The following is a 23,725-nucleotide window of genomic DNA, read 5'->3' as shown; positions in this document are numbered from 1 at the left end:
GGTAAACGCTCATGCGTATCTTGGGCCCTGAGGACTGGAGTGCTCAACAGCATGAACATGAAAAGCAAGCCACCGACCGCTTGGGGCGCTTCCGACATCCTGGCAGCTACCACCCTGTTTTCGACTTTCTCTTTGAGTACTACCCCGTGCGGCCTTCTCACCTAAAGCGTTGGCACCCAGGTGTTGGAACAGCGCTTAAAGGCGCTCCTCCGCACGCCGAATGGCGGGATTACCACGCCACCCCAGAAGGCGTCACCGTTGACCTCGCCAGCTTTCTAGAGCGTCGTGGTGACACGGTTCGCTATATATCCAATCTGCTCCGGCGCTCTGGCACCAATCCAGCCCACTTTGACTGCTTCGGTCTGCATGAATGGGCAATGGTCTACCACACGGATTGCCCGCGTCACTCGCTGCCCTTGCGGCTCGGTGCGGACGGCACCAACCGGGTTGTCGATGAGCACTCAATTAAGTGTTCTCACTACGATGCCTTCCGGTTTTTTACTCCTCCCGCTCGGCCTCTTAACCTCACTGTGCTGCATCGTGAAGATCAGCCCGACAATGACCAGGCAGGCTGCGTACACGTCACAATGGATTTATATAAGTGGGCCTGGAAGCTGGGACCACTAGTTCCAGGCAAACTTTTCCTTGAGTGCCTGGATCTGGCGATTGAAGCACGCATCCTTGACATGGAGGCATCTCCTTATGACTGCCGTGATTGGGGACTTGGCGTCGTGCCTATCGAAACCCCTGAGGGCAAGGCCGAGTACGTCTCTCGCCAGAGAACCTTGGCACAGAAAGCCAAGCCGCTGCGAGACCGGCTTGTCGCTGTGATAGATCAGGCACTTGCCCCGCTAGAATGAGCCACTAACAACGGCAGTTTGCTTGGGAGGAAAATACCACATGGCACGGCATTCAAACGGGAAAAATAGCTTCGCAGTAGCGGGATGGGTTATCGCGGTGGCTATTATCGCGCTGCTGACCATAGTCGCCTTGGTGGCCTTCCTATTGCGCGGCGCGGGCAACGACGACGGCGAAGACTCAGCCGCACCCGCCGCAGTGGAAAGCAGCACCGAAGCTGCACCGGAGACCAGCACGACAGCTGCCTCCAGTGCTTCCACGTCCGCTGCGCCCACGAGCTCTTCTTCCCCGAAGAGCTCCGCTCCAGCGACGAATTCCGCAGCAGCTCCCAAGCCCGATGTGACGATGGCGGCAAATACGCTCCTACTCTTGGATACCTCTTCGGCCATGGCGCCGATGTACGGCCCTGTGTCCGAAGCCTTGAGCACCACTGCTTCTGACCTAGCCGCGGACGGCGGGGCAGTCTCGTTGTGGAACTACTCCTCTCCTATCTCTGAGACCGCCACGGTTGGCTTCCGCCAAAACCTAGGCTTTGGCGATGGCAACGCTGTATCCGGCACGCTCGGTGGCTTTGGAACCGGCGGTGTTCCGCAAACGCGCAGCGCCGTTGTAGCAGCTGTCGCGAATGCCGCCGATCAAGCCGCAGGAACTGGCGACAAAGCACGCGTAGTCGTAGTAACTACTGGCACCGAGCAAGACATGGATGACGCGCAATTCACGTCCGCTCTTGATGACGCCGCCTCCAAGGACGTTTCCCTCAGCGTCATCCACGTCGGTGAAGGTAATGTCGATGCCGCACTGAAGTCCGCAGCTGATAGCTTCACCTCCGTTGACTCAGCCGATAAGGCCACGGTCTCTGAAGCAATTACTAAGGCCGCAGGAGTCTAATACGCGACTCTTTCTTTTCCACGGCACCGAACGACGACTCGTTCGGTGCCTTTATTGTCGGCCCATGGTGACTAGTGCTCTCCTACACTGCGAACCTACGGGTACTTCGCCAGTTATTAGCTCAGAGTCGGCTCGGGCTCTAAGCCAGAGCTCGACCTCGATCCTGCGAGCCGCACAGCGCGGAAAAGTACTACTTTACATGGTGCTCTTATCGCGATAGAGATCAAAAATCCACCCTGCTTCCCCGTGAGCTGGGAAGCAGGGTGGATTCAGCGTGGACGAGCTTAGGAGCTCTTGCGCTTGCGACGAGCAGCCAACTCGTCGAGGCCGACTACATTGTCTTCGGCGAAGTCTTCGATGCGCTCCGAAGGGAAGGAAGAAATGGTGCCGGACAGTTCCTTCAAGATGCCCGGAACTGCAATGCCGAAGACGCCTTGACCGCCAGCGAGCAAGTCAATCACCTCGTCGTTGGAACGGCATTCATAAACGGTAGTGCCATCGGATACGAGGGTGAGTTTTGCCAAGTCATTGACACCACGATCCCGAAGGGACTCAACTGCCAAACGGATATTCTGCAGGGAGATGCCTGTGTCCAGCAGGCGCTTAACGATCTTGAGTACCAGTACATCCTTGAAGGAGTACAGGCGCTGGGAACCCGAGCCGCGCGCTGTACGGATCGAAGGGTTGACCAGGTTGGTGCGAGCCCAATAGTCCAGCTGGCGGTAGGTGATGCCCGCTACCTGGCAAGCGATGGGAACGCGGTAGCCCACCTCTTCGTCGGGCCCGACGTCAAAAAGCGACTCCTGCACGTAGGTGGATCCGGACTGGGAGTCCTCGTTAATGCTCACGTAATTACTCCAATGGTGTTTGTTGGAAGTTCTAAAGATCAATTAAAAGCCAAGCGCATACGCCCGTCAAGCGCTGCTCGCTTAACTGTCAAGTACAACTTTAGACTTCTCAAACCCCATTGTCACCATTAGTCACACGCGTGTCATTAACTTTTTTCGTCATCATCCCCTGATAGGAAATCTTTTTCCTCCATCCCCAAAGACCTCATCATGGCTTCAAAATCGGCATCTGCCTGCGCATTTCCCGATGCGGAGGTCGAGGATTCACTGCTTTCGCTGCTCGGTAGATCAACGCCTGTGCCGGGGGTGGAAATTTCCAGGTCGAAGTACTCTTTCACATCCGCATCGCTGGCATAAACAGATACCTGGGCAAGGAGATCTGCTTCGGCTGAAATAGGGACGCTGAAATATTCGGATACCGCGAGTGCATCGATTAACCGAGAGTCATAAACTTCCCCGTTCGGAGCCTTAATATCTACCATGAAGGTTCCCTGGTGGTAGTTGGCAATTTCAATGGCCTCTACCCCGCCAGTGCCCTCTAGCACCTCGCAGATAAGATCGTGCGAGGTGGGACGGTTTGGCTGGTGACCGTCTAAGACTGCGGCCAGTTGCATGCCCTCGATGGGAGAAACCCACACGGGAATCAAACGCTCTTCTTCGGGCCACCGCAGCAAAGCGCACACATCGTCTTCGGGGCCGACTTGGTGGATACCGTGAAACTCTAAGGATACATCGCTCATAAATACCACTCTCCCACAAAGACGGGAGCACGTGTGTATCACGTGTGTATTAGGAGTGGTATTCCTCGCGCAGATCCGACTTCACCAGCGTCGCATGCAAGGAGACCACGAGAGCGGTCATTTGCTGGGAGATTTCCTCCGCCTTCTGATGCGCGGTATCAGAGTTTGAGTGCGCCACGGGAGCCGCCGCCTGGGAGATCAGATCCGCCTGACGGCGGGCGTTATTGCGCAGGGACTTAAGTTCACGGGCGCCAAAACCAAAGGCCTTAAGCGCCACGGCGGCAGAGACGATGGCTACGTCGTCGGTATTGAAAAATCCGGCGGCATCCGGGCGGATGAGGCCATATTTAACCAAGGAGGCTACATCATCTTCGCTGGCACTAGCCTGGGTAGCTACCTCCACATCTGTCAGACGGGTGACCACAGGGGCCTTAAATTGCTGCGGCGAGAGCAGAGTGTCCGCATTTCCTGCGGAAACGATCGCGGTAACTTGGCCGGAATCCATGGCTTCTAGCTGCTCACGAATAACCTTTAGCGGCGTATAGTTATCGCGCTGAGTGGTGAGAATATACCGCAGCCGGTCCACGTCTTCTTGGGTGAAGCGGCGGTAGCCCGAGGCCGTGCGCTGTGGACTGATGAGCCCCTCAGATTCAAGGAAGCGAATCTTGGACACCGTGACGTCTGGGAATTGCTGATTCAACGTCTCCAAAACCACGCCAATGGACATGGTCTTTGGCTTCTTAGCTTTAGGGCTGGTGCGGCGTACTGCTGCTGCCGAAGAATCTGCTGCGCTCACTGTGTCTATCTCTTAGGGGTACTGAAAGTTCTTATCGTGCCATAAGCAGACTACACCGCCCCTCCTAATAAGGAAGCGCGGCTAGTCTACGTGAAAAATTAGCTCTGGTTAGCGATGAAAACCAAGCGGAACTTGCCAATCTGGATTTCGTCTCCCACCTCGAGCACCTGGGAGTTGCGGGGCTCGCGGTTAACGTAGGTTCCGTTCAGGGATCCCACATCAACTACCTCAAACTTGCCGTCATCATTCTTGCGAAACTCCGCGTGGCGGCGGGACACCGTAACGTCATCGAGGAAGATGTCTGCCTCAGGGTGGCGGCCGGCGGTAGTAGTCGCCTGATCCAGCAAGAAGCGGGCACCCGCGTTCGGGCCACGCTTTACCACGAGGAGGGCCTGACCTTCCGCCAGGTTGTCGGTGCCGGCAGTGGGAGTATCGTTGCCATTCGCGCCGTTTTCCATCTCCTTGAGCAGGTCTGCGCGGAATACAGATGTGGTCTCTACCTGTGGTTCCGGGGTTCCGGTGTTCTCGCTCATTGTTACCTCCGGGGATTAGTTACGAGTTACTTATAACAATACTAGCGACTCATGTGAGTCCGTGGCCCCTTCGCGGGGAATTATTTCACCGGAAAATGTTTCCGATGCCGCTCAGCACGGAATTTCCCTTGCCCGCAAGGGGGTTATCGGACACCATGTAGGTCCATGTAGCACTCGGACGAGCGAGGCCGGCGTCATCGAGGTGCGCCCCAGCGGCGTCGATAAGCACGGTGCGGAAAGTCTCCACAGACTTGTCGACGGCCCGCTGGGCCAAGTCCTTAAACTCCCTCACCGCAATGCGGTGGTACTCATCGATCGGCGTCTCTCGTGCGATGGCGCGCAGGTGGATAGACTCGCGCACATCGTCCATAAGCTCCAAGTGGTCGGCCCAGGCCAAGTCCAGGTGATAGAGCATGATTTCGCGCGCGGCCTTGATGCGTGCTTCCTCAGGGACCTCCCGTAGCTCTGCTGTGCGCTCCGGAGCGCGTTGGGATAGTTCCTTCCAGGCTTGATCAGTATCCAATAGTTTGGCTCGGCGTTCATCAATAATGATGCGCTGATCGGCTAGGAGCTGATTATACTTCCAGGTCTGGGCATGAATTTCGAGTAGTTGGCCCTCGGTCACTCGCTGGCAGTGTGCCACAAAATCGCTAACTCGCTTGGATTCAATGCGTCCGTCTTCTGCTGGTTGGGCACGCACAGTCTCTCCGTCGCCGCCTTGCTGGACCACATCGTCTTCAAGGGAGACGAAGAATAGGGACAGGCCCGGATCACCTTGCCGGCCTGCACGGCCGCGCAACTGGTTATCCAAGCGGGCGGTGCGGTGGCGAGAGGTACCGATAACCGCCAAGCCACCCATTTCCGCTACTGCATCGTGGTCAGCTTCGTGAGCACCGCCCAGCTTAATATCGGTGCCGCGTCCGGCCATCTGTGTAGAGACGGTGACGCGTCCAATATCGCCGGCCTCGGCGACGATCTGTGCCTCCTGCTCATCATTTTTGGCGTTGAGCACATTGACCTCAATTCCCCGCTCGCGGAGAGCATCCGCCAGATCTTCCGACTCGGCGACATCCTGCGTGCCCACGAGGATGGGTTGCCCCGTGGCGTGAATGGTGGCAATTTCCTCCACGATGGCGGCGGATTTATCGTCTACTGTCGCGTAAATGCGGTCTCGCTCATCAAAGCGTTGCAGCGGCTTATTGCGGTCGATCACGGATACATGAAGACCATAGAACTGCCGCAGCTGATCGGTCGCTTCCACCGCGGTACCAGTCATGCCGCACACAAGTGGATAACGCCGCATAAGTTCTTGCAGCGTGATGGTGTCGAGGATGCGCCCGCCTTCAGAAACCTCTAGGCCTTCCTTGGCTTCTACCGCCGCTTGGAGCCCGTCGGGCCAGCGTTGTAGGTCGGCAACGCGGCCCCGGGAGGCGTCGATAAGCTGCAGCTTGCCATCCACCACGATGTAGTGGATGTCCCGGATAAGCAGGGCCTTGGCATGCAGGGCGAGGTTGACCTTCACCAAGATGGTGCCGATATTCTCCTCCGAATAAAGCGAATCAATGCCCAATTCCTGCTCCACGCGGCGGGCACCAGTCTCGGTCAGCTGAACGGTGCGGCCGTCCTCAGAGATGGAGTAGTCCAGCTTTTCGCGCAGCCGGGAAACCACATTGGTGATGTGCCCAGTGGGGGCCTCACCTGGCCGATTCCCGGCCAGCACTAGGGGCACAAGGGCCTCATCCACTAGGACGGAATCGGCTTCGTCCACGAGGGCAACGTCGCCGGCTGCCTGCACCGTGTGAGAGCGGTCGGTAATTTGGTTATCGCGCAACAAGTCAAAGCCTAGCTCGTTGACCGGTGCGTAGATAATATCCTGAGCGTAGGCAGCGCGGCGCTCATCTGGTGACATGCCCTCAGTTACCGAGGCAACGCTTAAGCCAAAGAACTCCACGACAGGGCGCATCCATTCGGCGTCGCGGGCGGCGAGATAGTTATTGACAGTGACAACGTGGACGCGTTTGCCAGTCAACGCGAAACCTGTAGCCGCCATGGCGCCCACCAAAGTTTTGCCTTCGCCGGTTGCCATTTGGATGACGTCTCCGGTAAGTAGGCGCAGGACGGCCTGGGACTGGACATTAAAGGGATGCATCCCCAGGGTACGCTCGCACGCTACTGCTAAGGCCGCGAGGAACTGTGCCTTATCTGCAATTTCGCCACCTGCAACGGCATCGCGTGCGGCTTGGGCTACACCTGCGTCGTCCTGCTGGCCCAATACCCGGACCGCTTCATCGGCTGAACCCACGATGGCCTTGGATTTCTTATCGTTACGCGAGCTTTGCGAGCCCATTGCCTTCCAGAACCAATCGAACGCGCCCATACCTCATCCTCCTTATTTGGATTACTCTTATCGACTGTAGTCAACCTGGTATGGCTTGCGGCTAAGAGGCCCGTTATTGTAGTTCTCATGCAATCCGTCAACGTTAAGCTACCTTCGAGCCGGGGTACCGAGATGGCCGGAACCATCGACTTCCCGGATTCTCCCCCGATCGCCTATGCCATTTTTGCCCATTGCTTCGCCGGCTCCCGCCACACTCCCGGCGCCGCCCGCACTGCGAAACAGCTCACTGAATTCGGCATCGCCACTTTGCGTTTCGATTTTCCCGGCCTTGGCCAGTCCGCCGGTGAATTTGGCGATACTACCTTTAGCCAAAACGTTGATGATATCCATGCCGCTGCCGCCTGGCTGACGGAGAACTACTCTGCCCCGCAATTACTCATGGGCCACTCGCTAGGTGGCGCCGCCGCGTTGAAGGCGGCCACCACCATGAAATCACTCAAGGCGGTAGCCACCATTGGCGCGCCCTTTGATCCTGCCCACTCCGTGCTGCACTATGCGGACAAAATCGGCGAGGTCGACGCCAACGGCGAGGTGGAAGTCATCCTCGGCGGCCGCGGCCTTATCATTTCCCGCAAGTTCCTCGAGGACTTGGCGGATACTAACCCCGAGGAGTACCTGCCCAAGCTCCGCAAGCCACTGATGGTATTGCACTCGCCCATTGACCAAACGGTGGGCATAGACAATGCGCAAAATATCTTTCTGCTCACGCGCTACCCCAAATCCTTGGTTTCCTTGGACAAGACCGATCATCTGCTCACCAAGCAGGGCACGGCAGCCCGCGCTGCGGATCTCATCGGTGCGTGGGCCGAGCAGTTTATCGTTCCTGACTACCGGCCAGAAGAAGTAGGAACCGACGCCGCAGTTGCGCAGCCGGCCACCGGCACCAAATTCGGCGTGGTCGTCCGCCACAATGACCACAGCCTCAGTGCCGACCGCACGAAGAAGAATGGCGGCAAGGGTAAGGGCTTTACCGCAGAGGGCCTTATTATGTCCGCGCTGGCCACGGCCGCTACCCAAGCAGTCAAGGATGCCGGCAAGAGGCTTGCGCTTGACGACGTCCACGTGAGCATCACCCAAACCGGCCCCGCCAGCTTTGAGCGCCGCATCGAGCTTGCCGGAAAACTGTCAGCGGAAGAAGAGTCCGCCCTGCGCTCTGCCGCGAAGGGCACCGATGTGGAGCGCATGCTCGGCAACGTCACCATCGTGGACGTGGACGCGCTCTAATGGCGGCTTTTGATTCCTCGCGCCGCTGCCCGTGCGGCACCGGCCTGACCTACGGCGAGTGCTGCGGCAAGTACCATGCCGGCACCAATGCCCCCACCGCGGAGGCGCTCATGCGCTCGCGCTTTAGCGCCTTTGTTACTGGCGACGAAGCCTATCTCCTCCGTACGTGGGATCCCGATACTCGCCCTGCAACACTCGACTTGGCTGATTCTCCCGTCCGGTTTTATCGCCTCGATATTCTGGACACCCAAGCAGGCGGATTGCTCGATAATTCCGGCGTAGTGGAGTTTGAGGCATTTTATAAAGGCGCGGCCGTTGGCTCACAACGCGAGCGTTCTTCGTTTCGCCGTGTCGGCGGCGCTTGGGTCTACTCCAGCGGCGAGTTTTAGCGCAGGTTACACCCCAGATTTCACAGTAGAATCCTACTGATGTAATCTAGACAAGTCGCACAGTTCGACGGCGGGCTATGGCGCAGTTTGGTAGCGCACTACACTGGGGGTGTAGGGGTCGCAGGTTCAAATCCTGTTAGCCCGACAAAAAGTTCAGCCGGCACCTTCACGGTGCCGGCTTTTTCCATTCTGCGTTTACACCGCAAGCAAGATCGCAATTCCTAAGAGAATTAAGACCGCTGGAAACAGTACGCTTTCCCACTTTTCCAGTGCTTCTGCGATGCCCGGCCGCGTGGCCACAAACCGCGCTGCCCACACTAGGGGCGCCACGTGGATTAAGAAGACCACGCAATAGATCGCTACCTCAGCTGGCGTAGAGGTGGTAAACACCGGCACGTATACACCGATATTGTCCCCTCCGTTGGCAAAGGTCACTCCGGCTACCGCCAGTGTGCTCAGCTTTTTGCTGGAAACGTCCTCATCGTCGTCCTCGCCCCGAAATGCTTGCCACGCTGCCCATAGGCCCAAAACAATGGCGATGGACAATGGCTGCGGGTTTGACGCTGATGATAGCCTTTCTCGTGCCCACGGCGGGATTGACGGTTTGTGCAAAGGCATAACAGGTGCTGGCGGACAGCTGATCCTTGCGCGCCGCAATGGCTGTACTCTGGCCTTGGTTACTATGAAGGGCGACACGGACTCTCTTCCTCTTACTACCGCCGGAGGCTCAGGCAATGACTTATCCCATCCGAGTTCTCATTGCTGAGGACCAATCATTGGTGCGTGGGGCGCTAGTTGCCCTCTTGGAGACAGAGCCAGATATTAGCGTTGTGGCTGAGTGCGCAACGGGCGCGGAGGTGGCGGGGCTTGTCGCCAAGCATGGCGTCGACGTTGCGCTACTTGATATTGAAATGCCCGGTAAGAACGGTCTTGATGCGGCCGCGGAACTAGAGGGCACTGGTTGCCGCAGCCTGATTGTCACGACCTTTGGGCGCAGTGGCTACGTCAAACGTGCTTTGGAAACGGGCGTAGCTGGCTTCGTAGTCAAGGACACCCCACCCGAACAACTTGCCGAAGCCATTAGGCGAGTGCACGCCGGTCTAAAGGTCATCGACCCTGCACTGGCCCAAGAGACTATTTTCACGCCCGACAATCCACTAACCGCACGCGAAAGGGAGGTCACACGTCATGTCTTGGAGGGTAGCGACACCCGCCAGATTGCCGGGCACCTTCATCTGAGCACTGGCACAGTGCGCAATATTGTCTCTTCGCTCATCGCCAAGACAGGAACTGGAAACCGCTTTGAGGCAGCAACTACGGCACGTGCCCGGGGATGGATATAGAAAAAAGGGGGAGCCCGCTGCGGGTCCCCTTTATTGTCTGGATACCTATTCTGGCTTCTTTAGCTCGAGGACATTGACCATGCCCTGAATGACTATGTCCATCACCTTGGAAGCTAGGTTGAAGTAAAAATCAGCCGAGTGATAGCGCAAGGCTCCTACGGTACTCAACTGCGAGAGGCCGTGGATGGAGGCCCACAGCGCCGCAATCTGGGTGAAGAGAATCCATGGTGATCGTGGCCCATTCGACTCAGAAATGGCATCGCGCACCAGATTCATGATGAAGGTGAAGGCCTTACCCATATCGAATGGTTGCTCAGTATCGCCGGACTCATCGAAAGAGACGGGAACAATCGAGCGGCTTGATACCTCAATGAGGGCGACAAAGCCGACGGGGTCTTCCAGCGCATACTCCAAATATCCGAAGCCGGTTGCCTTAATATAATCCAGCCCGTGGGATCCTTCTGGCACGGCCTGGTTCTGGCGCATGATCGCTAGCGTATTGGCTTCATCCAAAGACTCTTCCAAAGAGCGCAGCAGGTGAGAATTACCATCGAAAAGATGCTCCGCGTCTGCCAAATCTACGCCTGCTCGCGCAGCAGCAGAGCCGAGATGCAAGCTAGGAAGACCGTTATAGGCAATCTCTTCGGCCGCACCACGGAAGATGGCTGCACGCTTTTCCTCAGCCGTAGACTTTGGCATGTCCTTTGCTGCTGTAGTAAACGGTTCCGCTGGTTCGCCAACGAGTGCTCGCGGTTCAAAGGGCGCTATCTCCCCGTCACGCAAGCTAACTTCCAGCCCAGAGAATAAAGTCTCAATGCAAGCATTGAAGGTCTGCTTTTTCGCCGTGGGCGAGAGATGACGCATAATGCCGAACGTGGCCAAGTGAGTAATGCCCTGCAACTCAGACAAGAAAGTAAGTGCTTGGATCACTACCAAGCGGTGATCAAAATCGCCGCGTGCTGCAATGGCGGCTTCCCGCATGCGTTCAAGCATCCAGCGGAAAGTGGGCGGGAAGGCATCAAAGCTTTTCGACTCTTCGATACCGTCCTCAAAGTTGGGAAAGCTCGTTGCCGTCTCGCAGTTGTTATAGGCGGCGAAGTAGGTGGGGTTATCAAGAGCCAAGTTGAAGTAGACCTTGGCAACCTCGCGAAGTTTCTGAATCGCGGTCGCGTCATCTGGCAGTTTATCGAGTGCCTCGTAGGACGCTACTCGGAGACGCTCATCCAAGAACCGGCTGGTCTGAATGTAAAGGTCGTGGTCATCTTCAAAGATAGACTTAGCTTCATCGACGGGAACAGCAATCTGCTCCGCCACAGCACAAACCTTTAAAGCGTCGCACCCACCCTTAGCCAGGATACGGGCACTCTGCTCCAGCAAGCGCTGCTTAGTGGAGCCCGCATGGGAAACGGTGCCTTCAAGATTGTTCACAAATACAATCCTAGCGATTTCATGCAAATTTGCTTGGGATACGTTCACTCTATAAGTTTAGTCACCCACAAAAAGGTGGGAGCACCTATATAGACCTTTGCCAGCTTTATGCTGCTGGTCTTTATACAGCTTTGGCCCCCAGCCCTTGCGGGCTGGGGGCCAAAATATAAAGTAGCCATTCGCCCTTTAAGCGGGCGAAGCTATTTACTCGTTACCGAGCTTGTCGTCAGCTGCGTCCCGAGCCTTGTCGATCTGGTCAGCCTTATCCTCACCGAGCTTGTCCTTAGCTGCGTCAGCTGCCTTGTCCAAGCCCTTGTCGCTAAGCTCTTCGCCCTTGTCGGAGTTCAGTGCATCCTTTGCCTTATCGAAGATACCCATGTGGTTATCCTTTCTTCTAGTTCTAGCTTTATCTAAAAGCTGCCGTGTCCGGCAACACACCCCAACGTACCGACACTTGAGCCAACATGCCACCGAAAAGTTTCTTCGGCCACTAGACCAAATAAATTTTGCCGCCCCGCAACGGGATTGTTCTCAGGGGCATCCGGACGCACCGCAGCATATCGAGCACCCAATAAGGCCTGCTGCTTTAGCCCTACCCTAGCGAAGTATAAGCAAAATCAGGGTGCACAATTTAGCTTCAGGTCAAATTTCCTCAATCGTGCAAATGATAGCGTTAGACGGTATCGACGATTTACCAACGAAGGCTTCGCACCATGGCTTCAACTACCCCAGCGCCACCGTCCACCTCGGAGACGGCCAGGGAATTCTTTGGCTTAGTATGGCCGGGTAAAGACGCTGCCCGAGCAGCCGCCAGCGCGCCGCTGACACAGCGTTTCACGCGTGATTCTGCGCTCAGCACAGCCTGGGACACCGGCAACGCTATTATTGCGGCAGATAATCTTCCGGTTCTGCAAGAGCTTGCCAACCGCGGGGAGCTCTTTGACGTCATCTATATCGACCCGCCTTATAATACCGGCAAGGACTTTGTTTACCGCGATAACTATCGTTTACGCCGCCAGATGCGTTCCGGAAGCTATGCAGAATGGCACTCGCAATGGCTGTCGATGATGCTTCCCCGACTCATCTTGGCCCGAGATGTACTTTCCGCACAAGGTTTTATTTTTGTCTCCATTGGAGAAGACGAAGTGGCCAATACGCGCAAGGTACTCGATGAAGTTTTTGGGGAGGAATGCTTTGCCGGCCAGTTGATTTGGAAAAAGGCCGGCACCGGTAAGAACGATTCTAAATACGCGGTGGTAGAGCATGAATATATTCTGTGCTACGCCCGTACTCCTAACAATCCCGGTTTCAATGTCGATCTCCAAGGCCATACTTCCACCAAATACAACCATAAGGACGACAAAGGGAACTATTCCTTGGTGCGTTTGGACTCTAAGACCCTTGGGTACCTTCCCTCCCTCGACTTCCCTATCTCCGGCCCCGATGGCAAGGAGTATTGGCCGGACCAGCCGGTGGGAAAAGAAAAAGTCGCCCGTTGGCGCTGGGGCCGGGATAAGGTTGAGCAGCGCTTCGATGAGCTCGTCTTCCGGCGAGGTTTTGTCTATACCAAGAACTATCAGAAGGTGGGAGCGCGCCCACGCTCCATCTTGGACGGGGAGCGCTTTGGAGTGACCCGTACCGGCCGACGCGATGCTGAAGACGTCATGGGTCTAGAGGGCGTTTTCGAGTTTCCCAAACCGGTGCGCTTGATTAAGCACCTCATTTCCATTGCGGGTGGAAAGGATGCGCGCGTCCTAGACTTTTTTGCGGGCTCCGGCACCACTGCCCAGGCGGTAGTGGAACTCAATAACGACGATGGGGGCACTCGGTCTTTTCACCTTGTACAAATTCCAGAGCCAACCTCCCCGCGTAGCGCTGCTCATCGCGCGGGCTTTTCTACCGTGGCAGACATTTGCATTGAAAGGGTGCGCAAGGTTCCAGGCGCTAACTTTCATGTCTATAGACCGGACTAAGTCTGAGCCGTACCGGACGGGCGACCGGGAATACCGAAGAAGTCTAGGACGCGGTCAGTAGCAAAGAATTTGCCTACCTCATTGTGCGCGTCTGCTGTACCACCGGGCCATACGTGTGAGCCTCCGGCGATACGGATGTGTTCAAGCGGTGCGGTACAGCCGCTCCACTTCATATCGAGTGCATTGTTGACCAGGCGGATCGTATCGACCTTGGTAGAGCAACCATTGCGTTTACGGTCTTGTTCCAGCACGGATTCCACGGAATAGTACTTGGTCTTATGGCGCGTTCCACCGTAGTAACCCACCACGGGGTCCACGGTGCCGTGAATATCCAATCGACCCACGGGGGAATGGGCACAGTCTTTAAGAATATCTTTGTAGTAGGCAGCGGAAACGGTAGCCACGGACTTAAAAACATCGGGCATCTGACAGGCCAGGTAGGCGGCAAACCCGCCGCCGTTCGACATGCCGGTAGCAAAAATCCGGGAGTCATCTACCCGATACGTTGCTCGAACGGCATCAATGATGTCGCGAACAAATTCTTTGTCTTCTGCTGTTGACGTCTTGGCATAAGGAGCAGGGCTCCAAGCCTTCTTTTTACCTTCTGCGAAAGCGGTGATGGCATCAGCGGCATCGAGGCGGGAATAGCCGCGGAGATTTTCGGCAGATTGTCCCCAGCCTGGAAAGGCCAGGACGATGGGCCACTTTTTATCCCCCGTGTAGTCCTTGGGCACGCTGAGGATAAAGGAACGGCCCGATGGCAGATTAACGGTGGTATAGCTTCCTGGCTCGGGTCCGCTTAGCGGTGCGGAGGTTGGAATCCCTAAGTTTTTCGTCTCAGTTGGGACTGCTTGGGGCGCGGAGTCGGGCGAATCGGCCGAACAAGATGCGCCGGCAACCGCAAGGAAACTCACTGCTACCGCACCAACCAGGGCCCGTAGCGACCTCGCGTTCATCTCTGTCGTCCCTTCTGCCATGCGGTCCATAGTTGCTTATAACGGCCACCATAATCTAACAGTTCGTGGTGACTGCCTTGCTCCACCACCCGTCCGTTATCCATCACGGCGATGCTATCGGCTCGTGCGGCTTGGTCTAGTCGGTGCGCCACTATCAGTGCGGTTCGCCTACGGGTGACCTCTGTCGCGGCTTCTTCCAGAGCTTCCGCCCCCACCGATCCGGCCTCTGCAGTGGCCTCATCCATGATGACGATCTTGGGATCTAAAAGCAATATTCGCGCCAGCGCAAGCTGCTGTGCTGCTACTGGGTCAAGGTGGATTCCCCGAGCTCCAATGACCGTATCTAGGCCCTCCTCTAACTGTGCATACCACTGTGCGCCGACGCGCTGTAGTGCATCTTCCATTTGTGCGTCTGAGGCTTGCGGGGCGGCCAAGGACAAATCTTCGCGCAGGGTTCCTGAGAATACGTGAACCTCTTGGGAAATCATCGCTAAACGCGCCACCCTTTCGGAATCAGAAAGGGCCGATACCTCTACTCCATCCACCAAGACTGTTCCGGTAGCCGGGACTCGCAGTCCGGCCAGAAGAACAGCGACCGTGGTCTTTCCCGCGCCAGAGGCTCCCACTAAAGCTACGGTGTGTCCAGCGGGAAGCTTAAGGTTCACGTCTTGCACAGCCCAGCCGCCGTCATCGTAGCTGAAGCTCACTTCTTTTAATTCGGCAACCCCACCTGGGGTCGGCGCGCCGAAGTCTGGCACCGCCCGTGGCGGATCCATGACCACCCCAACTATTCGAGACAGAGAGGCATAGCCGGATTGAACGGTATCGATTACTCGCATCAATCCCATGAGCGGGCCCCGCAAGCGAATAAGAAGGAGCATGGCAGCGATGACTGCGCCAACGGTCAACGCCCCAGCCTGCACCACCCAAAAGCTGATGAGCAAACCGCAGACCAGCATAACTAACTCAATGACCGTCATCCATAGCTGCAAGACCATCATTGTCCTTCGCGCTGCGTACCCCTTATCCACCACCTGTGCGGAGGCACGCTCAATCCCAACGTGCATCTGATCTTCCATGCCAAAGGCGCGCACAGTCTTTCGCCCGCGAATTGCCTCCAGGAGTCTGCGCGCCCGTTCCGCCATGGCAGCGCGTTCCTCGGTATAGCGCTGCGGAGCGCGCTGCAGGTACTGGCGCGCGGCAAATACATAAAGCGGAGCAACTGCACCTACGACCAGTAGGTATTGCCAATTGAGGCTGACTAGTGCCACCCCCGTAGTTGCGATGGCGAAAGCAGATTTGGCCAGCACGGGGACGGTCTCGGTGACGGCAGCAGAGAGTTCTGCTACATCATCGGTAGAGCGAGAGACCAAATCCCCAGTGCCGGCTTCCTCCACACGGTGGGTAGGCAGGCGGAGAGCAGTAGAAACCATATCTTCGCGCAAAGCGGAGATCACGCGTTCGCTCAGGCGCGAAAGGACATAGAACCCTGCCGCGGAAAACAATGCCGAGACCGCGGCCACCAGAACTAAGGAAATACCAATGGGCACAATGGCGCCCTGAGTAATGACTGCGTCGACGATCTTTCCCAACAGGATGGGAATCGCTACATTGCTGCCGGCCCCTGCGGTAAGCAAGGCTAAGGCCGCTGTGGCTTGGCAGCGGACGGCGGGGACGTCGGAAAGCTGGCGACCCACTTCCTTACGCACTTGAGGCCAGGAGGCCGTAGGAAACCGCATCAAAGCTCCGCCCCCACTGCTGCCCACGCCGGCGAGGTGGTGAAGACAAGCGTGGGCTTAGGCCCACGGTGACGCGCCACCCGCTGCGCTATTTCCTGCTCGGTCACCGAGTCCACGGCGGTTGTTGGATCGGCTAAAACTAAGATCTCCGCGTCCGCAGCAATGGCTCGTGCCAGCGCCACCCGCTGTTGTTGTCCGCCGGAGAGGTTTCGGCCGCCTTCTCCCACCTCGCGGTCCAACCCGCCCGGTATATCTTCCCCTGCAGCTACGAAGAGGGCCCGTTGTGCCCTTGCGCTATCCGGATGAATATTGTCCCGCACGGTCCCCTCAAAAAGCATAGTTTCGTGTGGAACAACCAGGAACCGCTCGCGCGGCAAGAAGACGAGATCCTCTGGCATAGGCTCGGGCACCACGTTGACCCCAGGAGCGAGGGCCGGAACCTGCGGTTCACTTTTCTCTACCCCGGGTGCGGCGAGGACGGCAATAATACGCTCTGCGCTTGCCTGTGCGGCCGCCCACCGCGAGGCGATATTTCGGCCCAGCATCGTCATCGGGGTGATAATGAATTGCGTGAGGCCGATAACCGTAATGAGTTCACCTACGCTCACCATGGAGTGCATGGCCATCACGCCTGCACCAATGCCCACCGCAATGACATACACCGAGCCCAAAATCTCCGTAGTCGCATTAAGTCGCGCTTGGGCAGCATTGGCCTCTACTGTTCGTTCGTAGGCAGCTCCAGACACCGTGGAATATCGGTTACTGACAGTGGCTACTGCACCCAGGCCCTTAAGGATCCGCAGGCCCTGGACCACATCGGTGGCCATGGAACTGGCCTTCGCCAACGCCGCTTGGCGGCTTCCGGAACGCGTGCGCAGAGGCTTTGCCGCGCGCACTGAGCCCCACACCATTAACGGCCCGCCACACAAAATGGCGATGCCTAAAGGCAGGTTAATACGGCTAGCCATGATCGCCACATACACAATGGCAGCGATCTCAGCGACGGGAAAGACCGTCATCATAACGGCATTCTGCACGCGCCGTGCGTCTGTGGAGGCGATGGCAAGCAGTTCGCCGGTGCTGCGGGGCTCGCCTGCAATGCCCCGCGGATCTTGAATCCTATCCGTGATGGCCATGCGCAGATCGTGGCCAATTACTAGCATGGCTCGCGCGTTGAGGCCGCGTCCGAACCATGCGGCTATGGCATTAAGGCCAAAAGCTACCCCCAATACCACCAGCCACATGCCTAGTCGGTCAACGTCTCCTTCCGAGACAGCTTCATCAATAGCATGTCCCACTATCACTGGAGTCGATCCGTTAAGCAGAAAAGATACAGCCATGCAGAGTGCAGCCGGCACGGTGAGGGATGGACGAGAAAAGACAGTCTTTAGCAGCCACCTGGGATCTGATGGTGCAGGAAGTGTCCTCATAGGCAGCTATTCTAATTCGCGGTAGGTTAGATGGGTTATGTCGACTCGCCGCCCCAATCCCAGCCACTTCCCTAGCTACCGCAAGCCCTCCACTAGACAAGGCCCTGGCTTCCGCGATGCCGCACAACGCACCGCTTCCGCTCAGGCCTTCCGTCACGGCGCGAGCACCTATCACGATGTGCGCCCCGGCTATCCGGACGAGGTCTCTGCCCTTATCGCTAACGCCCATACCGTTGCCGATATTGGGGCCGGAACTGGAAAACTCACCGCGTCCCTCCCCAATGCTCAGGTTTTTGCGCTAGAGCCTTCCGCCGATATGGCTGGAATCCTCGCAGCACACCTCCACCTGCCAGCCCTTCGTGCTACGGCCGAAAACACCGCGCTCGCCGACGCCTCCTTAGACGCCGCCTGCCTCGCCCAAACCTGGCACTGGGTCGACGTACCAGCCGCCTGTGCAGAGCTTGACCGCGTCCTCGCGCCGGGCGGAAAGATTCTCCTGGTGTGGAACACGCTTGATGTCAACGCGGACCCCTGGATCCTGCGGCTCTCGCGCATAATGCACTCTGGCGACGTGCACAAACCGGGTTTTTACCCCACCTACACCGCACCGTGGGTTTTAGACCGTGAACTGCGCTTGACCTGGGAACACGAACTTACCCCCGAGCAGCTTCACCAGCTGATGCACACCCGCTCCTACTGGTTGCGCAATGGCGAAACCATCCACGAACGCATGACCCACAACCTGGATTGGTACCTCTACAAGCACATGGGGTTTAAACCGGGGCAAAAACTACGCATCCCGTACCGCACGGATGCCTTCGTGTTGGTACGGGATTCGGATTAGAGCAGGACCTGGGCCAGTAGCGAGCCCACCACGCATGAGGTGAAGACCGAAATCGCTCCAGGCACAAGGAAGGAGTGATTGATGACGAACTTGCCAATGTGCGTAGTGCCCGTGCGGTCGAAGCCGATGCAGGCAAGGTCCGAGGGGTACGTCGGCAAAATGAAATAGCCATAGGCTGCGCCGTAGAATCCGACGATAACGGCGGGATCGATGCCGAGCTGCAAACCGATAGGCGCGATCGCGACCAACGCTGCAGCCTGGGAGTTAACCAACTTGGACACGATGACCAGTACCACCGCGTAGGCCCACGGGGCGGCCTCCACCACGGACCCGAGGTTGGACTCCAAAGCATCAATATGGGCTTCAAAGAAGGTATCGGCCATCCACGCCACACCGAAGACGGAGAATACTGCCGTCATACCGGCCTTAAACACTGGAGTGGACGCGATCTTCTTCGGGTCAGCCTTGCAGCTGAGCAAGATGATTGCGCCGGCAACAAGCATGACCATCTGGATAACCAGGTTCATAGATAGCGGGCTCAACTCGCCATCGTCGCCTGGAACGAGGGGGCGCAGGAATTCAAACGCACCGAGCGCCACCACGCTGGCAATAGCCAAAAGGAAGATAACCACCGAGCGTTTTGCTTCTGGCGAAAATTCCTCATCCATGAGCGACCCGGTGGACTGGTGAATGCTCTCTGCAAACTCCGGATCCTTCATTCGCTCCTGGAAAGCCGGGTCCTCGTCCAAATCTTTTCCGCGGCGGAGCGACCACAGCGAGGCAAGAATGACACCGGCAAGCGAGGCGGGCATAGCCACCATGAGGATCTGCGGAATGGAATAGGCGTGATCGATAGCGCCAGCATTCTCGGCGATAATAGATGCCAGAGATACAGTGGCCACAGATACTGGCGAGGCCGTAATACCCATCTGAGCCGACGTCGAAGCCACCGCCATCGGCCGCTCTGGTCGGATGCCCTTTTTCAGGGCAATATCCTCAATGATCGGAAACATGGTGTACACCACGTGGCCCGTACCGCACAGTACCGTCAGGAACCAGGTGGTCAGCGGGGCGAGAATAGTGATGCGCTCTGGGTGGGCGCGCAGAAATTTCTCGGCAAATTGCATCATCACTTCAAGACCACGGGCTTGTTGCAAGGTGGCCGCGCAACCGATAACCGCAATGATGGTCAGCATCACAGATACCGGCGGCTCACCCGGGGCAAGGCCGAAGACAAAAACCATGAGCATCAAACCGATGCCGGAAATAAGTCCTAATCCGATGCCACCATATCGAGTACCCAGAAGCAGGGCACTGAGAATGATGATGACTTGGAGCACGATGGCCAGAATTGAATCTGGCGCAATGACGCTGGCTAGCATGCTGAGCCTTCCATCACGAGAGAATTATTAACTGGTTATATCCTATCCAGACCCACATGATCGGACATAAACGGAAAGGCGAGCGAATTCTCACACCGTGTCCGGTGCAACAATCGCTCGCCTGAGTGCTATAATCCCAGCGTAACGGGCATACTGCTAGCGCTTCTTGCCGCGCCTCTCCCTCACTCGCACTGCGATGCGGATGGGCGTTCCGTGGAAACCAAACCGCTCGCGGAACTTGCGCTCAAGGTAGCGGCGATACGCCGCGTCCAAGAAGCCCGTCGTAAACAAGACGATGGTCGGCGGCTGAGTCGAGGCCTGCGTGGCGAACAATACGCGCGGCAGACGGTTATTCTTCATCGGCGGCGGATTAGCCGCGATAGCCTCACGCAACCAGTTATTCAACTGGCCCGTGGACACACGCTGATCCCAACTTTCCAGTGCCTCAATCATGGCCGGCTCCAGCTTCTGCAGCGCGCGGCCCGTTTCCGCAGAGATATTCACACGCGTGACCCACGGCAAGTGGCTCAGCTGCTGATCAATCTCGCGGTCCAAGTAATAGCGGCGATCCTCATCCATGAGGTCCCACTTATTAAATGCAATGACTAGGGCCTTGCCGGCTTCGAGCACCATATTGAGCACGCGCTGGTCTTGCTCGGAAATCTCCTCAGAGGCGTCGATAAGCATGATGCAGACCTCGGCAGCATCGATAACGCCGCGGGTGCGCAAGGACGCATAGTATTCATGCCCCTGCGCGTTCTTCACCTTCTTGCGCAGGCCCGCAGTATCAATAAACTTCCACAGCTGCTCATCCAGCTGCACTAGAGAGTCAACCGGATCCACGGTGGTTCCCGCGACGTTGTCGACCACGGAGCGCTCCTCGCTGGTGAGCTTATTCAGCAGCGAGGACTTACCCACGTTAGGCTTGCCCACCAATGCGACGCGGCGAGGCCCAGAGGTAATCGCGGTCTGCCGTGGTTCTTCAGGAAAGACCCGCAGAATCTCATCGAGCACGTCCGCACCGCCGCGGCCATGCTGGGCGGATACGGGCCACGGATCGCCCAAACCTAGGGCATAAAATTCCGCCATATCCGCGTACTGATTATCGGAATCGAACTTATTCGATACCAAAATCACTGGCACAGGCGATTTTTGCAGGCGGCGAGCCATGACCTCATCCGTCTCCGTGATGCCCACTTTGGTGTCTACCACCATAACGATGACATCGGCGGTTTCCATGGCTACTTCTGCCTGGCGGGCAATCGCCGCATGGATACCCTTCACGTTGGGATCCCAGCCACCAGTGTCCTGTACCAAAAAGCGCTGACCGTTCCAGTCCGCAACATAGGAAATTCGGTCTCGGGTAACGCCAGGGTGGTCCTCTACCACTGCTTCGCGGCGGCCAAGGAAACGGTTAACCAAAGAGGACTTACCCACATTTGGGCGCCCGACTACGGCCACCGTGCACAAAGCTTCTTCGGTGTGATCATCGGATTCCACACCGAAAGCGCGGGAAAGTTCTTCCCACTCCTCTTCACTCAGAGGCTCTTCTGCGTGCGCACCGTCGCCATAATCAGCCTCACCAAATTCCGAGTCATCGAAGTCATAGTCGAATTCCTCGGTATTGAAATCATCGGCGGCCCAACCAGGAGAGGCTTCTACCACCTCATCATCGAATTTACCGGCCGGGTAGTGGAACTGAGTCTCCGACTCTTCCTGGGGATCGTGATTAGTCATTGACAGACTCCTTTACCACGTTAATCAGAGCTTCCAGCACATCCTCTGGGCTCATTTTGGAAGTATCGACTAGGGTTGCGTCTTCCGCTGGGCGCAGAGGTGAGGCCTTGCGGGAAGAATCCGCAGCGTCCCGGCGCTGGACATCTGCGAGTACCGTCTCGTAATCCGAAGCGATACCCGCCTTTTCATTCTGGGCTTGGCGGCGCTGAGCGCGGACCTCGGCAGAGGCAGTCATGAATGCCTTAGCGGGGGCGTCGGCAAGCACCACAGTGCCAATATCGCGGCCTTCTACAATCGCGCGGTGAGCCTCGCGGGCAAGCTTGCGCTGCAGCGCAACCAGATTCTCGCGCACCTCCGGAATGGCAGACACGGCGGAAACGTTACGGGTGACTTCGTCTTCTCGAATAACGCGCGAGACGTCCTCGCCGCCGAGGAGAACCTCGGTGGAATCTGGGTCATCGGATACCCCCAAGGGCAGATCAGCCGTAGCCGCAATAACCGCGGCGGTGTCAGCAGGGTCAACGCCTTCACGCAGCACCGCAAGCGTTGCCACCCGGTACATAGCACCAGTGTCGACGTACTTTGCATCCAGCTGCTTGGCCAGTGCACGGCAGGTGGTAGACTTTCCAGTTCCAGATGGGCCATCCACGGCTAGGATGAGACCGTCATTCGGCATATTAGAAATCATTACATCTCCACCGCCTTGTACAAGCTAGTCAGCTCGCTGGAGTTGAGGGCACGCAGACCGCCAGGCTTCATATCGCCCAGCTGAACTGTATGCAGCTTGGTGCGCACCAGGCGCTGCACGGGGAATCCCGCCTCCTTCAACATGCGGCGCACGATATGCTTGCGGCCCTCATGCAGCTCAAGACGCACTAAGGAATAGCCCTGGTTGGTATCAACTACCTGTGCAAAATCGGCCTTTGCCACTCCGTCTTCCAGCTCAATGCCTTCCTTGAGCTGTCGCACGAGCTTCCTATCGGCCTCGCCCAATACGGTGGCGAGGTAGGTCTTGGTCACCTCGTACTTGGGGTGCATCAAGCGGTTGGCTAACTCGCCATCATTAGTGAGGATGAGCAGGCCTTCCGTATCGGCGTCGAGGCGGCCGACGTGAAAGAGTCGCTGGCCGGCTGCGACCTTTTCTGAAACCACGTCACCCACGCACGGGCGCCCTAGGTCATCAGACATGGTGGACTGCATGCCGCGCGGCTTATTGAGCACAAAATATTCGTGCTCTTCATTGACGTTGACGCGCACACCATCTACTCGGATGACGTCAACGGAGGGATTTACCTTGACGCCTTGTTTGGCGATGATCTTGCCGTTGACCTCAACTCGGCCGGCATCGATGAGGATTTCTGCGTGGCGGCGGGAAGCGACGCCCGCCTTGGCGAGCACCTTTTGGAGGCGCTCTCCCTTGGGCTTGCCTTCATCGACCAGCCAATCGGCACCCAATTCGCGGGCTACGGATTCTGCGGTAGCCTTCTGCTTTTTCTTTGATACATGCTGGTGGCGGGCCGGCTTGGCATTGGAGACAATGATGTCACTGTCTCGCTGCTTCTTATCCGGTGTGCCGTCACGGCGAGCGGGAGGAGTCACGTACGTGTCCTTTTCTCTCGAAGATATGAAATTACCTGGGCAATCCTACCCCACGCTAGTACTCTTCGTCGATCGCCTCTACGTCAGGCAACAGCGGCGCCAAGTCTGGCAGGCGCTCCAAAGAATCGATCCCCAATAACTCGAGGAACAATTCTGTCGTTTCGTACCGGTGAGCGGCGCCCTCAAAATCATCCTGCGGCAACTCCCGGACCAATCCACGCAGGTTAAGGGTTCGCATAACACCGTCAACGTTGACGCCGCGAACCGCCGCCACCTGCTGGCGAGTAACGGGCTGGCGATAGGCCACTACCGCCAAAGTCTCCAGGGCAGCGCGGGAGAGTTTGGTTTGGGCGCCATCCAAGAGAAATTCTTCGACTGCCCCAGCATTTTCGGTGCGCGTATAAAAGCGCCACCCCTCCTGGGTCTCGCGCAGGTCAATACCAGAACCGCGACTATCCAACTCCCGCTGAATAGAACGCAAGCAATCACTGACGACGTCCCTTTCCGCCCCCAGCGCACGCGCCAATGACTCCACAGAAGCTGGGGAGTCGAGCACGAGCAATATGGACTCAAGACGGGAACGCAGCTGCGAGATGAGGGGAAGATCCATAGCGCCCGAG

At 57.3% G+C, this 23,725-nt stretch carries 22 protein-coding genes, 1 tRNA gene and 1 pseudogene; 8 read left to right on the top strand and 16 right to left on the bottom strand.

The features are described 5' to 3' along the window. The first annotated feature begins 11 nt into the window (after window positions 1–11). Both RAE04_RS10130 and RAE04_RS10125 read left to right on the top strand, forming a co-directional pair. A complete protein-coding gene (locus tag RAE04_RS10130) occupies window positions 12–860 on the top strand; it encodes a 3-methyladenine DNA glycosylase (RefSeq protein WP_317027276.1) in 849 nt (282 codons plus the stop codon). Between the two features lie 40 nt (window positions 861–900). After that, window positions 901–1,746 carry a hypothetical protein gene (locus tag RAE04_RS10125; protein WP_317027275.1) on the top strand — a complete coding sequence of 282 codons (846 nt, stop codon included), beginning with the start codon at window positions 901–903 and terminating at the stop codon, window positions 1,744–1,746. Window positions 1,747–2,030: 284 nt separating this feature from the next. Here the strand turns inward: RAE04_RS10125 and RAE04_RS10120 are convergent, their stop codons facing one another. The 5 genes from RAE04_RS10120 to secA2 form a co-directional block, all read right to left on the bottom strand. Next, the gene (locus RAE04_RS10120; RefSeq protein ID WP_198493025.1) at window positions 2,031–2,594 is read right to left on the bottom strand and encodes a MerR family transcriptional regulator; all 564 of its coding nucleotides are present in this window, start codon (window positions 2,592–2,594) and stop codon (window positions 2,031–2,033) included. Window positions 2,595–2,740: 146 nt separating this feature from the next. After that, window positions 2,741–3,334, bottom strand: a complete 594-nt coding sequence (locus RAE04_RS10115; protein WP_317027274.1) for a bifunctional nuclease family protein — start codon at window positions 3,332–3,334, stop codon at window positions 2,741–2,743. Window positions 3,335–3,383: 49 nt separating this feature from the next. Next, on the bottom strand, window positions 3,384–4,130 hold the full coding sequence (locus tag RAE04_RS10110; RefSeq protein ID WP_269954259.1) for a MerR family transcriptional regulator: 747 nt from the start codon (window positions 4,128–4,130) through the stop codon (window positions 3,384–3,386). Between the two features lie 98 nt (window positions 4,131–4,228). Further along, complete coding sequence (gene odhI, locus RAE04_RS10105) at window positions 4,229–4,663, bottom strand: oxoglutarate dehydrogenase inhibitor Odhl (protein ID WP_239274284.1); 435 nt, start codon at window positions 4,661–4,663, stop codon at window positions 4,229–4,231. A gap of 85 nt (window positions 4,664–4,748) precedes the next feature. Next, window positions 4,749–7,040: an accessory Sec system translocase SecA2 gene (gene secA2 / locus RAE04_RS10100; protein ID WP_317027273.1), complete on the bottom strand. Its 2,292-nt coding sequence runs from the start codon at window positions 7,038–7,040 to the stop codon at window positions 4,749–4,751. An 87-nt stretch (window positions 7,041–7,127) separates the two neighbouring features. On the opposite strand from secA2, the gene RAE04_RS10095 reads away from it, so the two are divergent. The 3 genes from RAE04_RS10095 (at window position 7,128) to RAE04_RS10085 (ending at window position 8,819) form a co-directional block, all read left to right on the top strand. After that, window positions 7,128–8,285, top strand: coding sequence for an alpha/beta fold hydrolase (locus RAE04_RS10095; protein ID WP_317027272.1), 1,158 nt, complete (start codon window positions 7,128–7,130; stop codon window positions 8,283–8,285). Further along, entirely contained in the window at window positions 8,285–8,674 is a 390-nt protein-coding gene (locus RAE04_RS10090) for a YchJ family protein (protein WP_179386485.1), read from the top strand. The genes RAE04_RS10095 and RAE04_RS10090 overlap by 1 nt, the downstream gene beginning before the upstream one ends. 71 nt (window positions 8,675–8,745) lie before the next feature. After that, window positions 8,746–8,819, top strand: a tRNA-Pro gene (locus tag RAE04_RS10085). 50 nt (window positions 8,820–8,869) lie between these two features. Here the strand turns inward: RAE04_RS10085 and RAE04_RS10080 are convergent. Beyond that, window positions 8,870–9,214 (bottom strand): annotated as a pseudogene (locus tag RAE04_RS10080) (cadmium resistance transporter); the annotation flags it as partial. Window positions 9,215–9,408: 194 nt separating this feature from the next. On the opposite strand from RAE04_RS10080, the gene RAE04_RS10075 reads away from it, so the two are divergent. Continuing rightward, window positions 9,409–10,017 carry a response regulator transcription factor gene (locus tag RAE04_RS10075; RefSeq protein ID WP_317027271.1) on the top strand — a complete coding sequence of 203 codons (609 nt, stop codon included), beginning with the start codon at window positions 9,409–9,411 and terminating at the stop codon, window positions 10,015–10,017. Window positions 10,018–10,062: 45 nt separating this feature from the next. Here the strand turns inward: RAE04_RS10075 and RAE04_RS10070 are convergent, their stop codons facing one another. Both RAE04_RS10070 and RAE04_RS10065 read right to left on the bottom strand, forming a co-directional pair. Beyond that, window positions 10,063–11,445: a hypothetical protein gene (locus RAE04_RS10070; protein WP_317027270.1), complete on the bottom strand. Its 1,383-nt coding sequence runs from the start codon at window positions 11,443–11,445 to the stop codon at window positions 10,063–10,065. A gap of 204 nt (window positions 11,446–11,649) precedes the next feature. After that, window positions 11,650–11,823: an Rv0909 family putative TA system antitoxin gene (locus tag RAE04_RS10065; RefSeq protein ID WP_317027269.1), complete on the bottom strand. Its 174-nt coding sequence runs from the start codon at window positions 11,821–11,823 to the stop codon at window positions 11,650–11,652. A 335-nt stretch (window positions 11,824–12,158) separates the two neighbouring features. Here RAE04_RS10065 and RAE04_RS10060 point away from each other — a divergent pair, with 335 nt between their 5' ends. Continuing rightward, entirely contained in the window at window positions 12,159–13,418 is a 1,260-nt protein-coding gene (locus RAE04_RS10060) for a site-specific DNA-methyltransferase (RefSeq protein ID WP_317027268.1), read from the top strand. Here RAE04_RS10060 and RAE04_RS10055 read toward each other — a convergent pair. Genes RAE04_RS10055 through RAE04_RS10045 form a run of 3 tightly spaced genes read right to left on the bottom strand, consistent with a single transcriptional unit; the run spans window position 13,415 to window position 17,453 of the window. Beyond that, complete coding sequence (locus RAE04_RS10055; RefSeq protein ID WP_317027267.1) at window positions 13,415–14,395, bottom strand: alpha/beta hydrolase family esterase; 981 nt, start codon at window positions 14,393–14,395, stop codon at window positions 13,415–13,417. The genes RAE04_RS10060 and RAE04_RS10055 overlap by 4 nt on opposite strands. Next, window positions 14,371–16,113 (bottom strand): ABC transporter ATP-binding protein, encoded by a 1,743-nt coding sequence (locus RAE04_RS10050; protein ID WP_317027266.1) that lies wholly within the window; start codon window positions 16,111–16,113, stop codon window positions 14,371–14,373. Before RAE04_RS10050 ends, RAE04_RS10055 begins: the two co-directional genes overlap by 25 nt. Continuing rightward, window positions 16,113–17,453 (bottom strand): ABC transporter transmembrane domain-containing protein, encoded by a 1,341-nt coding sequence (locus tag RAE04_RS10045; protein ID WP_408933108.1) that lies wholly within the window; start codon window positions 17,451–17,453, stop codon window positions 16,113–16,115. The genes RAE04_RS10050 and RAE04_RS10045 overlap by 1 nt, the downstream gene beginning before the upstream one ends. 127 nt (window positions 17,454–17,580) lie before the next feature. On the opposite strand from RAE04_RS10045, the gene RAE04_RS10040 reads away from it, so the two are divergent. Next, window positions 17,581–18,387, top strand: a complete 807-nt coding sequence (locus RAE04_RS10040; protein WP_317027264.1) for a class I SAM-dependent methyltransferase — start codon at window positions 17,581–17,583, stop codon at window positions 18,385–18,387. Here the strand turns inward: RAE04_RS10040 and RAE04_RS10035 are convergent. The 5 genes from RAE04_RS10035 to scpB all read right to left on the bottom strand — a co-directional run bounded on the left by RAE04_RS10035 (window position 18,384) and on the right by scpB (window position 23,715). Further along, window positions 18,384–19,769 (bottom strand): anaerobic C4-dicarboxylate transporter, encoded by a 1,386-nt coding sequence (locus RAE04_RS10035; RefSeq protein WP_317027263.1) that lies wholly within the window; start codon window positions 19,767–19,769, stop codon window positions 18,384–18,386. The genes RAE04_RS10040 and RAE04_RS10035 overlap by 4 nt on opposite strands. A 156-nt stretch (window positions 19,770–19,925) precedes the next feature. Next, window positions 19,926–21,506, bottom strand: coding sequence for a ribosome biogenesis GTPase Der (der, locus tag RAE04_RS10030; RefSeq protein WP_225746983.1), 1,581 nt, complete (start codon window positions 21,504–21,506; stop codon window positions 19,926–19,928). Continuing rightward, window positions 21,499–22,194 carry a (d)CMP kinase gene (cmk, locus tag RAE04_RS10025; RefSeq protein WP_317027262.1) on the bottom strand — a complete coding sequence of 232 codons (696 nt, stop codon included), beginning with the start codon at window positions 22,192–22,194 and terminating at the stop codon, window positions 21,499–21,501. The genes der and cmk overlap by 8 nt, the downstream gene beginning before the upstream one ends. Next, the gene (locus RAE04_RS10020; protein ID WP_317027261.1) at window positions 22,194–23,105 is read right to left on the bottom strand and encodes a pseudouridine synthase; all 912 of its coding nucleotides are present in this window, start codon (window positions 23,103–23,105) and stop codon (window positions 22,194–22,196) included. Before RAE04_RS10020 ends, cmk begins: the two co-directional genes overlap by 1 nt. A 55-nt stretch (window positions 23,106–23,160) precedes the next feature. Then, window positions 23,161–23,715, bottom strand: a complete 555-nt coding sequence (gene scpB, locus RAE04_RS10015; protein WP_200436151.1) for an SMC-Scp complex subunit ScpB — start codon at window positions 23,713–23,715, stop codon at window positions 23,161–23,163. Between the last annotated feature and the right edge of the window lie 10 nt (window positions 23,716–23,725).

Origin of the sequence: Corynebacterium sp. CTNIH16, assembly GCF_032821655.1 — a bacterium.
Taxonomy (GTDB): Bacteria; Actinomycetota; Actinomycetes; order Mycobacteriales; family Mycobacteriaceae; genus Corynebacterium; species Corynebacterium marquesiae.
This window is presented reverse-complemented; position numbering and strand designations above follow the sequence as displayed.

Excerpts from the sequence above, each read along its gene's own strand:
- RAE04_RS10060 (WP_317027268.1), top strand. The coding sequence starts at position 12,159 with ATGGCTTCAACTACCCCAGCGCCACCGTCCACCTCGGAGACGGCCAGG.
- RAE04_RS10050 (WP_317027266.1), bottom strand. The coding sequence starts at position 16,113 with ATGCGGTTTCCTACGGCCTCCTGGCCTCAAGTGCGTAAGGAAGTGGGT.
- RAE04_RS10095 (WP_317027272.1), top strand. The coding sequence starts at position 7,128 with ATGCAATCCGTCAACGTTAAGCTACCTTCGAGCCGGGGTACCGAGATG.
- cmk (WP_317027262.1), bottom strand. The coding sequence starts at position 22,194 with ATGATTTCTAATATGCCGAATGACGGTCTCATCCTAGCCGTGGATGGC.
- secA2 (WP_317027273.1), bottom strand. The coding sequence starts at position 7,040 with ATGGGCGCGTTCGATTGGTTCTGGAAGGCAATGGGCTCGCAAAGCTCG.
- RAE04_RS10115 (WP_317027274.1), bottom strand. The coding sequence starts at position 3,334 with ATGAGCGATGTATCCTTAGAGTTTCACGGTATCCACCAAGTCGGCCCC.
- RAE04_RS10075 (WP_317027271.1), top strand. The coding sequence starts at position 9,409 with ATGACTTATCCCATCCGAGTTCTCATTGCTGAGGACCAATCATTGGTG.
- RAE04_RS10090 (WP_179386485.1), top strand. The coding sequence starts at position 8,285 with ATGGCGGCTTTTGATTCCTCGCGCCGCTGCCCGTGCGGCACCGGCCTG.
- RAE04_RS10055 (WP_317027267.1), bottom strand. The coding sequence starts at position 14,395 with ATGGCAGAAGGGACGACAGAGATGAACGCGAGGTCGCTACGGGCCCTG.
- RAE04_RS10045 (WP_408933108.1), bottom strand. The coding sequence starts at position 17,453 with ATGGCTGTATCTTTTCTGCTTAACGGATCGACTCCAGTGATAGTGGGA.
- RAE04_RS10040 (WP_317027264.1), top strand. The coding sequence starts at position 17,581 with ATGTCGACTCGCCGCCCCAATCCCAGCCACTTCCCTAGCTACCGCAAG.
- scpB (WP_200436151.1), bottom strand. The coding sequence starts at position 23,715 with ATGGATCTTCCCCTCATCTCGCAGCTGCGTTCCCGTCTTGAGTCCATA.
- RAE04_RS10065 (WP_317027269.1), bottom strand. The coding sequence starts at position 11,823 with ATGGGTATCTTCGATAAGGCAAAGGATGCACTGAACTCCGACAAGGGC.
- RAE04_RS10035 (WP_317027263.1), bottom strand. The coding sequence starts at position 19,769 with ATGCTAGCCAGCGTCATTGCGCCAGATTCAATTCTGGCCATCGTGCTC.
- RAE04_RS10125 (WP_317027275.1), top strand. The coding sequence starts at position 901 with ATGGCACGGCATTCAAACGGGAAAAATAGCTTCGCAGTAGCGGGATGG.
- der (WP_225746983.1), bottom strand. The coding sequence starts at position 21,506 with ATGACTAATCACGATCCCCAGGAAGAGTCGGAGACTCAGTTCCACTAC.
- RAE04_RS10130 (WP_317027276.1), top strand. The coding sequence starts at position 12 with ATGCGTATCTTGGGCCCTGAGGACTGGAGTGCTCAACAGCATGAACAT.
- odhI (WP_239274284.1), bottom strand. The coding sequence starts at position 4,663 with ATGAGCGAGAACACCGGAACCCCGGAACCACAGGTAGAGACCACATCT.